General features: G+C 70.4%; 11 protein-coding genes. 5 read left to right on the forward strand and 6 right to left on the reverse strand.

The features are described 5' to 3' along the window. The first annotated feature begins 37 nt into the window (after nt 1-37). From SKC42_RS07265 to SKC42_RS07275, 3 genes are all read left to right on the forward strand, one after another. Complete coding sequence (locus tag SKC42_RS07265) at nt 38-859, forward strand: enoyl-CoA hydratase/isomerase family protein (protein ID WP_330963635.1); 822 nt, start codon at nt 38-40, stop codon at nt 857-859. Nucleotides 860-957: 98 nt separating this feature from the next. Then, nucleotides 958-1,560: a DUF3000 domain-containing protein gene (locus tag SKC42_RS07270; RefSeq protein WP_330963636.1), complete on the forward strand. Its 603-nt coding sequence runs from the start codon at nt 958-960 to the stop codon at nt 1,558-1,560. 1 nt (nt 1,561) lies between these two features. Then, nucleotides 1,562-2,899: a ribonuclease D gene (locus tag SKC42_RS07275; protein ID WP_330963637.1), complete on the forward strand. Its 1,338-nt coding sequence runs from the start codon at nt 1,562-1,564 to the stop codon at nt 2,897-2,899. Between the two features lie 37 nt (nt 2,900-2,936). Here the strand turns inward: SKC42_RS07275 and dxs are convergent, their stop codons facing one another. From dxs to SKC42_RS07295, 4 genes are all read right to left on the reverse strand, one after another. Continuing rightward, nucleotides 2,937-4,850: a 1-deoxy-D-xylulose-5-phosphate synthase gene (gene dxs, locus SKC42_RS07280; protein ID WP_330963638.1), complete on the reverse strand. Its 1,914-nt coding sequence runs from the start codon at nt 4,848-4,850 to the stop codon at nt 2,937-2,939. 58 nt (nt 4,851-4,908) lie between these two features. Then, on the reverse strand, nt 4,909-6,372 hold the full coding sequence (locus SKC42_RS07285) for a cation:proton antiporter domain-containing protein (protein ID WP_330963639.1): 1,464 nt from the start codon (nt 6,370-6,372) through the stop codon (nt 4,909-4,911). 147 nt (nt 6,373-6,519) lie between these two features. Then, nucleotides 6,520-7,710, reverse strand: a complete 1,191-nt coding sequence (locus SKC42_RS07290) for a class I SAM-dependent RNA methyltransferase (RefSeq protein ID WP_330963640.1) — start codon at nt 7,708-7,710, stop codon at nt 6,520-6,522. Beyond that, the gene (locus SKC42_RS07295) at nt 7,707-9,701 is read right to left on the reverse strand and encodes an APC family permease (RefSeq protein ID WP_330963641.1); all 1,995 of its coding nucleotides are present in this window, start codon (nt 9,699-9,701) and stop codon (nt 7,707-7,709) included. The genes SKC42_RS07290 and SKC42_RS07295 overlap by 4 nt, the downstream gene beginning before the upstream one ends. A 133-nt stretch (nt 9,702-9,834) precedes the next feature. Here SKC42_RS07295 and SKC42_RS07300 point away from each other — a divergent pair, with 133 nt between their 5' ends. Both SKC42_RS07300 and SKC42_RS07305 read left to right on the forward strand, forming a co-directional pair. Further along, on the forward strand, nt 9,835-10,518 hold the full coding sequence (locus SKC42_RS07300; protein WP_330963642.1) for a potassium channel family protein: 684 nt from the start codon (nt 9,835-9,837) through the stop codon (nt 10,516-10,518). Beyond that, nucleotides 10,515-11,192, forward strand: a complete 678-nt coding sequence (locus SKC42_RS07305) for a potassium channel family protein (protein ID WP_330963643.1) — start codon at nt 10,515-10,517, stop codon at nt 11,190-11,192. The genes SKC42_RS07300 and SKC42_RS07305 overlap by 4 nt, the downstream gene beginning before the upstream one ends. Here the strand turns inward: SKC42_RS07305 and SKC42_RS07310 are convergent. Continuing rightward, on the reverse strand, nt 11,189-11,881 hold the full coding sequence (locus tag SKC42_RS07310; RefSeq protein ID WP_442932047.1) for a DUF3159 domain-containing protein: 693 nt from the start codon (nt 11,879-11,881) through the stop codon (nt 11,189-11,191). The genes SKC42_RS07305 and SKC42_RS07310 overlap by 4 nt on opposite strands. Beyond that, nucleotides 11,881-12,249: an OB-fold nucleic acid binding domain-containing protein gene (locus tag SKC42_RS07315; protein ID WP_330963645.1), complete on the reverse strand. Its 369-nt coding sequence runs from the start codon at nt 12,247-12,249 to the stop codon at nt 11,881-11,883. Before SKC42_RS07315 ends, SKC42_RS07310 begins: the two co-directional genes overlap by 1 nt. Nucleotides 12,250-12,389 lie beyond the last annotated feature (140 nt).

The following is a 12,389-nucleotide window of genomic DNA, read 5'->3' on the forward strand; positions in this document are numbered from 1 at the left end:
GCTGCCATGACCCGGTCGCTGCGTAATATCGACGACCGTGCCAGTCAGCGAGCCCCCGGTGCGTTACGACGACTTCCCCAGCCTGCGCTGCGAACTGGGCGACAACGGCATCCTGACCCTGGTGCTCGACTCCCCCGGGCTCAACTCCGTCGGCCCGCAGATGCACCGGGATCTGGCCGACATCTGGCCGGCGATCGACCGAGACCCCGCCGTGCGGGTGGTCCTGGTCCGCGGCGAGGGCAAGGCCTTCTCGTCCGGCGGCAGCTTCGACCTGATCGCCGAGACCATCGGCGACTACGAAAGCCGGATCCGCATCATGCGGGAGGCCCGCGACCTGGTGCTCAACATGGTCAACTTCGACAAGCCGGTGGTCTCGGCGATCCGGGGACCGGCCGTCGGCGCGGGCCTGGTGGTCGCCCTGCTCGCCGACATCTCGGTCGCGGGCCGCACCGCGAAACTCATCGACGGGCACACCAAGCTGGGCGTCGCGGCGGGCGACCACGCCGCGATCTGTTGGCCGCTGCTGGTCGGGATGGCCAAGGCCAAGTACTACCTGCTGACCTGCGAGACGCTGCTCGGCGAGGAGGCCGAGCGCATCGGCCTGGTGTCCACCTGCGTCGACGACGACGACGTCCTGCCGACCGCGACCCGCCTCGCGGAGAACCTGGCGCGGGGCGCGCAGAACGCGATCCGCTGGACCAAGCACAGCCTCAATTCCTGGTATCGCATGTTCGGGCCCACCTTCGAGACGTCGCTCGGCCTGGAATTTCTCAGTTTCGGCGGCCCGGACGTCCAAGAGGGACTGGCGGCGCACCGGGAGAAGCGCCCGGCCAGGTTCGCGGGCGGGAACACCCCCTGAGCAGCCCGTTCAGCTCCGGCGCGGCCCCGGCGAGCGCGGATAACGGCTTGGTCGCGACGGGCGCCCGGATCGGCGCGCCTGTTTCGGCGCATCCACCCATGGGTCTACCGTCGGACGCTGTGAGCTCACTCGAACCGGCACCGTTCCGCGAGGCGGTGGCGACAATGAACGCCGTAACCCCGCGGCCGGAGATCGAGCTGGGACCAATCCGCCCCCCGCAGCGGCTGGCGCCCTTCAGCTACGCCCTCGGAGCCGAGGTCAAACACCCGGACCTCGAAATCGTTCCCGAGCGCTCCGAGGGCGACGCCTTCGGCCGGCTCATCCTGCTGTACGACCCCGAAGGCGCCGATGCCTGGGACGGCACGCTACGACTGGTCGCCTTCATCCAGGCCGACCTGGACCCCAGCGAGGCCGTCGATCCGCTGCTGCCCGAGGTGGCGTGGAGCTGGCTGCACGACGCGCTGGCGTCGCGCACCGAGCGCGTCACCGCCCTAGGCGGGACCGTCACCGCCACCACCTCGGTGCGCTACGGCGACATTTCCGGGCCGCCCCGCGCCCACCAGCTGGAGCTGCGGGCGTCGTGGACCGCCACCACCCCCGACGTCGGCGCGCACGTCGAGGCGTTCTGCGACGTGCTCGAGCATGCCGCGGGTCTGCCGCCGGCCGGGGTCACCGACCTCAGCTCGCGCTCCCGCGCCTGACATGAGCGAACCCGACACCGACGACCGAGGCAGCACCGCCCCCGAGGCACCCGCGGCCCGGCCCCTGCTGCATCCCGCCGACGGACTCCCCGAGCTGTCGGTGAGCGTGCGTGAGATCGAAGCGGCCGCGCGGCTGTTGGACGGCGGGCACGGCCCGTTCGCGGTGGACGCCGAACGTGCGTCGGGCTTCCGCTACTCCAACCGGGCGTACCTGATCCAGATCCGGCGGGCCGGCGCCGGCACCGTCCTCATCGACCCCGTCAGCCACGGCGCCGACCCGCTGACCGCGCTGCGGCCCGTCGCCGAGGTGCTCGGCGACGACGAGTGGATCCTGCACTCCGCCGACCAGGACCTGCCGTGCCTGGCCGAGCTCGGCATGCGGCCGCCCGCCCTCTACGACACCGAGCTTGCCGGGCGGCTGGCCGGCTTCGACCGGGTGAACCTGGCGACCATGGTCGAGCTGCTCCTGGGATTCGGGTTAGCCAAGGGCCACGGGGCGGCCGACTGGTCCAAGCGCCCCCTGCCCGCCGAATGGCTCAACTACGCCGCCCTGGACGTCGAGCTGCTGATCGAGCTGCGCGCGGCGATCTCGGAAGTCCTCGACCGCCAGGGCAAATCCGACTGGGCCGCAGAAGAATTCGACTATCTACGCACCTTCAAGACGGGCGAGGCGCCCAGGGACGGCGCCGCGCGGCGGGACCGCTGGCGCCGAACCTCGGGAATCCACCGGGTGCGCGACCGGCGCGCCCTAGCCGCGATCCGCGAGCTGTGGACGACGCGCGACCGGATCGCCGAGCGCCGCGACATCGCGCCCCGCCGCGTCCTGCCCGACGCGGCGATCATCGACGCCGCGGTCGCCGACCCGAAGACCATCGAGGAACTCGTCGCGCTGCCGGTGTTCGGCGGGCGCAACCAGCGGCGCAGCGCGGCGACCTGGCTGGCCGCCCTGGAAGCCGCCCGGAAGAACCCGAGCCCTCCCGAGGACGTCGAGCCGCCGAACGGGCCGCCCCCGGCGGCGCGGTGGAGCAGGCGCAAACCGGAGGCGGCCGTGCGGCTCGAGGCCGCGCGGGCGGCGCTGTCCGAGGTGTCGGAGCGGGTCGTGATTCCCACCGAGAACCTGGTCGCGCCCGACCTGGTGCGTCGGCTGTGCTGGGACTGGGAGGACGTGAGCGATCGGGCGGCCGCAGTCGACGCGTTCCTGCGGGCCGGCCACGCGCGGCCGTGGCAGCGTGAACTGGTGGTCGGGGTGCTGGCCGAGGCCCTGCGGCCGCCGGCCGAGCCGGGACAGCCGAATGGCGGCGACACCGAAATCGACGGTAGCGCGGAAAAGTCCGAGTGAGGGTCGCGCCAACGTCGATTTCGGCGCCGGGCCCGACCTAGTCGAGGTGCTCGCGGATCTCGGGTTTTGCCTCGTCACTGCCCAGCGCCGCGACCCACCCCGTGACCCGGCGGGCGACGTCCTGGTCGGTGAGCCCGAGTTCCGAGAGCAGCTCGCCGCGGGAGGCGTGCTCGAAGAACTCCTGCGGCAGCCCGACGTCGCGGCACGGCGTGTCGATCTCCGCGCGCCGCAGCGCTCCCGAAACGGCCGAACCGACCCCGCCGTTGACCCCGTTGTCCTCGCACGTGACGACCAGCTTGTGCTGCGCCGCCAATTCGACGACAGCGTCGGACACCGGCAGCACCCAGCGCGGGTCGATCACGGTCACGCCGATGCCCTGGTTGTGCAACCGCTTGGCCACTCCCAGCGCCATCGACGCAAACGCGCCGACGGCCACCAGCAACACGTCGTGGTTCAGCCCGGCGGCCGGCACCGCGAGCACGTCCACGCCCGACCGCCGCTCCAGCGCCGGGATGTCTTCGCCCACATCGCCTTTCGGGAAGCGCAGCGCGGTGGGGCCGTCGTTGACGTCCAGCGCCTCGCCCAGCTCCTCGCGCAGGCGGGCGGCGTCGCGCGGCGCGGCCACCCGCATGCCCGGCACGATGCCCAGCACCGACAGGTCCCACATGCCGTTGTGGCTGGGGCCGTCCGAACCGGTGATGCCCGCCCGGTCGAGCACCATGGTGACCGGCAGCTTGTGCAGCGCGACGTCCATCATGATCTGGTCGAAGGCGCGGTTGAGAAAGGTCGAGTAGATGGCGACCACCGGATGCATGCCACCCATGGCGAGCCCGGCGGCCGACGTCAGGGCGTGCTGCTCGGCGATGCCGACGTCGAACAGGCGATCGGGGAACTGCTGCCCGAACGGCGTCAGCCCGGTGGGACCGGGCATCGCCGCGGTGATCGCCACGACATCGCGGCGCTTGCGGCCGAAGGCGATGAGCGCGTCGGAGAATGTGGCGGTCCAGCCCGGCCCGGCGACCTTGGTGGCCCGGCCGGTGACGGGGTCGATGACGCCACACGAGTGCATCTGCTCGGCCTCGTCGTCCTCCGCCGGCCCGAAGCCCATGCCCTTGCGGGTCACGACGTGCACGATCACCGGACGCCCGAAGCCGCGGGCGTGCCGCAGCGCCGCCTCGACGGCGCGCTCGTCGTGCCCGTCGACGGGGCCGACGTACTTGAGCCCGAGGTCGGTGAAGAGCAGCTGCGGCGACAGCGAGTCCTTGATGCCGGCCTTGACGCTGTGCATGAAGCGGTAGGCGAGTTTTCCGACCACCGGGACGGCGCGGATGGCCTCGCGGCCCTTCTGCAGGGCCTGCTCGTAGGCCGGCTGCAGCCGCAGGGAGGCCAGATGATCGGCGACGCCGCCGATCGTGGGCGCGTAGCTGCGCCCGTTGTCGTTGACCACGATGATCACGGGCCGCTTCGAGGCGGCGATGTTGTTCAGCGCCTCCCAGCACATGCCGCCGGTCAGCGCGCCGTCCCCGACCACCGCGACGACGTGCCGGTTGCGATGCCCGCTCAGCTCGAACGCCTTCGCCAGGCCGTCGGCATAGGACAGCGCGGCGCTAGCGTGGCTCGATTCGACCCAGTCGTGCTCGCTCTCGGCGCGCGACGGATACCCGGACAGGCCGCCCTTCTTGCGCAGCGTCTCGAAGTCGTGGGCGCGCCCGGTCAGCATCTTGTGCACGTAGGCCTGGTGGCCGGTGTCGAAGATGATCGGATCGTGCGGGGAGTCGAACACCCGGTGCAGGGCGAGCGTCAACTCGACCACGCCCAGGTTGGGTCCGAGGTGGCCCCCGGTGGCAGCGACCTTGTGAATCAGGAACTCGCGGATCTCGGCGGCGAGAGCGCGCAGCTGCTGTTGGGAAAGGTGCTGCAGATCGGCGGGTCCGCGGATCTGTTCCAGCATCCCGTCAGTCTACGCAGCCAGCGCGGCAACGAGAGGGCGCCGGCGGGAGGGGGCCGGGCTACGGGCGGCCGAAAAGGGCGGCGAGGGTGTCGTGAAGTTCGGGATCCGCCAGGAGGACGACCTCGTCGCCGGCGCGCAGTTCGGTGTCACCGCGCACCGGCACCAGGCCGGTGGTGCGCACCACGATGCTGACCCAGATGTCGCCGACGCGGTCGCCGAGGCCCTCGACCGTGCAGCCCTCCGCGTCAGATCCCGTAGCGACGCTGAAGCGGTGGACGCCCTCCGGTTCGTCCGCCAGCCGGACCCCGATCTCCCACGGCTGAGTCTGAACAGTTCGCATCGGGAGGCGCAGCAGTTGGGCGACGCCGGGCACCGCACTGCCCTGCACCAGTACCGAGAAGACGACGACCACGACGACGATGCCGTAGAGGCGTTCGGCGTCCGGGATGTGCGCGGCCCGCAGGAACTCGCCGAGCAGGATCGGCACTGCCCCCTTGAGCCCGGCGAACAGGATGAAGAGGCGTTCGTTTCGCGCGAGCCGCACGCCGACCAGGCAGGCGCCCACGGCGGCCGGACGGATCAGGGCCGTCAGGGCGGCCCCGAGGACAAGCCCGGGAATCCACACGTCGGGATGGACCAGCACGTCGAGGTCGACGGTCAGACCGAGGATGGCGAACGCGACGATCTCGGCCAGCCCGGCCAGGGCCGCGTGGAAGCGCTTGATCTCCGGCTTGTAGGGCGCGCGGGCGTCGCCGATCACGATGCCGGCGACGAACACCGCCAGGAACCCCGACCCGTGCGCGAGCGTGGCGATGCCGTAGAGCATCAGGCTGGATGCCAGCGTCCGCAGCGGGTAAAGGGCCTCGCTCGGCAGCGCCACGCGGCGCATGAAAACCAGCAGGGCGCGGCCGCCGGCCACCCCGACGGCGAGGCCGATGACCATCTGCAACACGAATTGAGTTCCCACGCCGGCGAACCCGGCCACGCTGAGGCCACCGGCGGCGATCAGGCTGGACATCAACGCGATGCCGACCGGATCGTTGGCGCCGGACTCGCCCTCCAGGATGGTGCTGCTGCGGCCCCTGATCTCGCGCTTGCCCAGCACGGAGAAGACCACGGCCGGATCGGTGGGCGCTACCGCCGTGGCGACGAGCACCGCGGGGAACCACCCGACTCCGCACCCATAGTGCAGCATCAGCGCCGCGCCGGCGGCGGTGAGCGCGGTGCCCGCGACCCCGACCGACAGGATCGGCGCCACCGCCGCGCGGAACCGCGAGAGCCCGATGTGCATTCCGCCGTCGAACAACACCAGCACCAGCGCGACGGTGATGACCTGTTCCACGATCCGCTCGGACGGTGGCTGCACCCAGGGCACGGCGTGCACCGCCAGCGCGGTGCCGACCAGCACGAGCAGCGGCACGGGGATCTTGACCCGCTCGGTCAGGCGGTTCGCCAGCACCGCGACCAGACCGACCGCGCTGGCGAACAAGATGATCAGGGCATAGCGAAGGCTGTCGTTCACGATCGCGGCACCCGGAGGCGGGAAGGCCCTGCGGTGGTAGGCACTCAAACCTTTCGGTCGGTCGGCGGGCACATCGAGGACATCGCCGACCAGACTTCCCGACACACCGCGACGGAGTCTAACCGCTGCCGGGGTTCGGGCGCCTCGCTACGCGCGGGTCAGCAACGCGACGGCCTCGGTGTGGTGGGTGAGCGGGAAGGCGTCGAACACCCTGATCTTTTCGACGGCGTAGCCGTGGCCCAGATACAGGCCGACGTCACGGGCGAAAGAGGCGGGCTCGCAACCGATGTGCACCAACCTCGGCACCTGCGCGGCGGCCAGCAGGTCGATGACCTCGCGGCCCGCGCCCGCACGCGGCGGATCCAGGACCGCCACGTCGGCCGCGGCCCGCCGGGCCGTCAACGCGCGCCGCACCGAATCGGTCACGACCTCCACCTGCGGCAGGTCCGCCAGGGCGATGCGGGCGGCCCGCGTCGCGGCGCGTGACGTGTCGACGGTCAGCACCCGCCCGGACTCCCCCACCGCTTCGCCCAGCGCGGCGGCGAAAACACCGGCGCCGCCGTAGAGATCCCAGACCGTCATCCCGGCCCTTGGCTGCGCCCACTCGGCGACCAGGCCGCTGTACACGCGAACCGCGTCCCGATGCGCCTGCCAGAACGCGGTCACCGGAACCCGCCAGGTGCGCCCACCCACCCGCTGGGCGGCCTCGTAGGCGCCTTCGACGACGGCGGTCGCGGTGCGCCGGCCCTGGCGCAGCGTCCGCACCACGTGGCGCTCGCCGTCGTCGCCCACGGCCACGTGCAGTTGGGCGCCCGGCGGCCAGTCGGGGCCGGCCAAACCGTCGAGCATGCCGTCCGGCAGCTGGGCGCAGCGCAGGTCGGTCACCAGCTCGTCGCTGTGGTAACGGTGAAAACCCGGCCGGCAGTCGGCGCCCACGTCCAGCCGGACGCGGGTGCGCCACCCGGTGGGAGCCGAATCGGCCAGCGGTTCGGCCTCACCGCTCCACTGATGGCCGCCGAGCCGCTGCAGCTGGTTCGCCACGACGTGGGCCTTGAACGCCCGGGCCGCCTCCGGCGCGGCGAACGCCAGGTCGCAGCAGCCGGCGCCGTCCACGCCGGCGATCGGGCACAGCGACTCGGTCCGGTCGTCCGACGGCTCGAGCACCTCGATCGCCTCGGCATGCCAATACGATCCGCGTTCGGCGGTGACGCGCGCCCGTACCCGCTCGCCGGGCAGGGCGTAGCGGACGAACACCACCCGGCCGTCGTGGTGCGCCACGCAGCTGCCACCGTTGGCGGGGTCCCCCGTCACCAGGGTAAGTTCCGGCTGCACGCTCAATCGAAGATTCCCCGACGGGCGTCCCCCGGCGCCGCGTGGTGCTCAAACGTCTTGAGCCGCTCCGACGAATTCAGTTGCCACGGAACTGAAGTCACCATCACATTGGGCATGAACAGCAGCCGGCCCTTGAGCCGCAGCGCGCTCTGGTTGTGCAGCACCTGCTCCCACCAGTGGCCGACCACGTATTCGGGGATGAACACCGTGACCACGGTGCGCGGCGACTCCTTGCTGACCCGTTTGACGTAATCCAGTATGGGCCGGGTGATTTCGCGGTATGGCGAGGCGATGACCTTGAGCGGCACGCTGATATCGCTTTCCTCCCACTTGTGCACCAGCTCGCGGGTCTCCGCGTCGTCGACGCTGACCGTGAGGGCCTCGAGCGCATCCGGGCGGGTAGCACGCGCATACGCCAGCGCGCGCAGGGTCGGCAGGTGCAGCTTGGACACCAGCACCAGCGCGTGGTTGCGGCTCGGCAGGACGACGTCGTGCTGGGCGGCTTCCTGTTGCTCCAATTCACGGCCGACGGTGTTGTAATGGCGGTGAATCATCTTCATGATGATGAAGAGCAGGCTCATCGCGAACAGCGCGATCCAGGCCCCCGCGACGAACTTGGTCACCAGGACGACCAGCAACACCGCGCCGGTGGACAGCAACCCGACCGTGTTGACCACCCGCGAGCGCATCATCTGCCGCCGCACCTTGGGATTGGTCTCGGTACGCAGTAGCCGGGTCCAGTGCCGGACCATGCCGATCTGGCTCAGCGTGAACGAGATGAACACGCCGACAATGTAGAGCTGGATCAGCGCGGTCACCTCGGCGCGAAACGCGATGATCGCCAACAGGGCCGCCCCCGACAGGAACAGGATCCCGTTGGAGAACGCCAGCCGGTCGCCGCGGGTGTGCAGCTGCCGCGGCAGGTAGCTGTGTTGCGCCAGGACCGAACCCAGCACCGGGAACCCGTTGAACGCGGTGTTGGCCGCCAGTACCAGGATCAAGGCGGTCACCGTCGCGATGAGCAGGAACCCGAGGTGGAAACTGCCGAACACCGTCTCCGCCAGCTGAGTCACCAGGGTCTTCTGATAGTAGTTCGGCGGGGCGCCGGACAGTTGGCGGGCCGGGTCGTCGACCAGCTGCACGCCGATCTTCTCGGCCAGCACGATGATGCCCATCAGCAGGGTGACCGCGATCACGCCCAACATCAGCAGCGTCGTTGCGGCGTTACGCGACTTCGGCTTCTCGAACGCCGGCACCCCGTTGCTGATCGCCTCGACCCCGGTCAGCGCGGCGCACCCCGAGGAGAACGACCGCGCCACCAGGAACGCCAGCGCGAAGCCGACGACCTGGCCGTGCTCGGCGTGCATCTGGAACGCCGCGGATTCGGCCCGCAGCGGATTGCCCAGCACGAAGATCCGGAATAGGCCCCAGCCGATCATGATGAAGACCCCGGCGATGAACGCGTAGGTCGGTATCGCGAAGGCCACCCCGGATTCGCGGATGCCGCGCAGGTTCAGCCCCATCACCAGCAGGATCGACACCACACAGAACAACACCTTGTGGTCGGCGACGAGCGGGATGGCCGAGCCGATGTTCGACATCGCCGAGGCCGTCGAAACAGCAACCGTGAGAACGTAATCCACCATCAGAGCGCTGGCGACCACGAGGCCGGCCGTGTCGCCGAGGTTGGTGGTAACAACCTCGAAGTCGCCGCCGCCCGAGGGGTAGGCGTGCACGTTCTGGCGGTAGCTGGCCACCACGACGAGCATGACCGCGGCGACCGCGAGTCCGATCCACGGCGTCAGCGCGTAGGCGGAGACCCCGGCCACCGACAGCATGAGGAAGACCTCTTCCGGGGCGTACGCCACCGACGACAGCGCATCGGAGGCGAACACCGGCAAGGCGATGCGCTTGGGCAGCAGGGTGTGACTCAATCGGTCGCTGCGAAACGGCCGACCGATCAGCAACCGGCGCGCGGCCGTTGAAAATTTCGACACGAGAGCCAAGGGTAAGCCCATCCCGAGTTGCCGGTAGCGTTCCGTGGGCGAGAATGTTGCTGAACGAAATCGGCTGGCCAACCCGGGTTGCCGATCGCGTCACCTAAAGCAGGACCAGCCGAGAGGACCTCAAGTGCGGGTGGTTGTCATGGGCTGCGGCCGGGTGGGATCGTCGCTGGCCGACGGGCTGTCCCGTATCGGCCACGAGGTTGCGGTCATCGACCGCGACAGCTCCGCGTTCAACCGGCTCAGTGCGGAGTTCGCCGGCGAGCGGGTGCTGGGCCAGGGATTCGACCGCGACGTGCTGCTCCGGGCGGGCATCGAGGAAACCGATGCCTTCGCCGCCGTCTCCTCCGGCGACAACTCCAACATCATCTCGGCCCGGCTGGCGCGGGAGACGTTCGGCGTCAAGCGCGTGGTCGCCCGCATCTACGACGCGAAACGCGCCGAGGTGTACGAGCGCCTGGGCATTCCGACGATCGCCACCGTGCCGTGGACCACTGACCGCCTGCTCAACGCCCTGACCCGGGAAAGCGAGACCGCCAAGTGGCGAGACCCGACGGGCACCGTCGCCGTGGCCGAACTCGACCTGCACGAGGACTGGGTCGGGCACCGGGCCACCGACCTCGAACAGGCCACCGGCGCGCGGGTCGCGTTCCTGATCCGGTTCGGCACCGGCGTCCTGCCCGAGCCGAAGACCGTGATCCAGGCCGGCGACCAGGTGTACATCGCCGCGATCTCCGGCCGGGCCGCCGAGGCGGTGGCCATCGCCGCGCTCCCGCCCAATGAGGACCTCGAGACAGGACCGCGCAAATGAGAGTTGCTGTGGCCGGGGCCGGCGCGGTCGGCCGGTCCGTCACCCGCGAGCTCGTCGGCAACGATCACGACGTGACGCTCATCGAGCGCAATCCCGACCACGTCGACGTCGACGCCATCCCGGCCGCGCATTGGCGGCTGGGTGACGCGTGCGAACTGAGCCTGCTGGAGGCGGTTCACCTCGAGGAGTTCGACGTGGTCGTCGCCGCGACCGGCGACGACAAGGCCAATGTGGTGCTCAGCCTGCTGGCCAAGACCGAGTTCGCGGTGCCGCGAGTGGTGGCCCGGGTCAACGATCCCCGCAACGAATGGCTGTTCACGGACGCCTGGGGCGTCGACGTCGCGGTGTCGACGCCGCGCATGCTGGCCTCGCTCATCGAGGAGGCGGTCGCCGTCGGTGATCTGGTGCGGCTCATGGAGTTCCGCCGGGGCCAGGCCAACCTGGTCGAGATCACCCTGCCCGACGACACGCCGTGGGGCGGCAAGCCGGTGCGCCGGCTGCAGCTGCCGCGCGACGCCTCGCTGGTCACGATCCTGCGCGGCCCGCGGGTGATCGTGCCGGAGGCCGACGAGCCACTCGAGGGCGGCGACGAGCTGCTGTTCGTGGCGATCGCCGACGTGGAAGAGGAGCTGCGCGCGCTGCTGTTGCCGGACACCGCGCCCGCCGACGACTAATCGCTGGCGGTGTCCGCCTCGAACCCGGCGCTGTCGGCGCCTGCCATGGCGCGCTGCGCGGCCTTGATCGCCGCGTAGGTGACCAGGGCGGCCATCACCGTGAGCGGCCAGCCCATCGCGATCCGGGCGAACCCGAGCCAACCGGTCTGATCGGCCTCGTACAAGAGCCGCTGGACGATGAACCGGGACGTGAAGACCATCACCCAGCACAGCGATGCGGCGTCGAACGCATAGACGGCGCGCGGGACGGCGCGCCACGCGCGGTCCCGCCCGGTCGCCCAACTCCAGGCGTAGCCGGCCAGCGGCCGGCGGATGACGACCGACGCCGCGAACACCATCGCCCACAGCAGCGACATCCAGATGCCCAGCAGGAAATAGCCCTTGGACGCGCCGACGACGTAGGCGATCAGTGCGCAGACCGCGACGCCGATGAAGCCGGAGAACGCCGGCTGGATAGACCCTCGCCGGATCAACCGCCACAGCAGGATCAGCGTGGCCACGCCCATCGCGGCGCCGATGGCGGGGCCCAGGCCGGACAGGCTCGACGCGGCCACGAACACCACCACCGGCAGCGACGAGTAGATGACACCGCTCACGCCGCCCAGCTGGGCGATGAGGCGGTCCGGGGTGACGCGGTCGGTGGTCCCGGATTCCGGCTGTGGACCTGCCCCCCAATCGTCGGGGGCGATCACCGCTGGATTTCGTAGTGCGGGTTGTAGATGGCTTTGGTGCCGTTCTCCAGCTTGCCCAGCCGGCCGCGGACCCGCAGGGTGCGGCCGGAGTCGATGCCGGGTATGCGGCGCTGCCCCAACCACACGAGGGTGACGGTATCGCTGCCGTCGAACAGTTCGGCGCGGACGCCGCCCGAACAGCCTTTGCCGTTGGTCTCGACGCTGCGCAGCGTGCCGATCATGGTGACCTCCTGGCCACGCTCACAATCGATCACACGCTGCGCGCCGATACTCGCGACCTCGTCGGACAACTCCGCACAGTCGCGTTGCTCCGGATCCTCCGTCAGACGACGGGTCAGCCGGCGCAGATACCCTTGGGCCCCCATGGCCACTCCTGACAATGCTGATAAAGCCGCTGATGTGCGTTGTGCTTCTATCTATGCCAACGGACACCGTAGACCTCTTGGTTCCCCCGCGCCAACCGAACCAAACCTGGTGTCGGAGCGCCCCTCGGGGCGGGGCAGGA

Source organism: Mycobacterium sp. 050134 (assembly GCF_036409085.1).
Classification (GTDB): Bacteria; Actinomycetota; Actinomycetes; order Mycobacteriales; family Mycobacteriaceae; genus Mycobacterium.

Bases quoted from the DNA above. Each gene is read 5' to 3' on its own strand.
- SKC42_RS07270 (WP_330963636.1), top strand. From the start codon at position 958: ATGGGTCTACCGTCGGACGCTGTGAGCTCACTCGAACCGGCACCGTTC.
- SKC42_RS07275 (WP_330963637.1), top strand. From the start codon at position 1,562: ATGAGCGAACCCGACACCGACGACCGAGGCAGCACCGCCCCCGAGGCA.
- dxs (WP_330963638.1), bottom strand. From the start codon at position 4,850: ATGCTGGAACAGATCCGCGGACCCGCCGATCTGCAGCACCTTTCCCAA.
- SKC42_RS07305 (WP_330963643.1), top strand. From the start codon at position 10,515: ATGAGAGTTGCTGTGGCCGGGGCCGGCGCGGTCGGCCGGTCCGTCACC.
- SKC42_RS07315 (WP_330963645.1), bottom strand. From the start codon at position 12,249: ATGGGGGCCCAAGGGTATCTGCGCCGGCTGACCCGTCGTCTGACGGAG.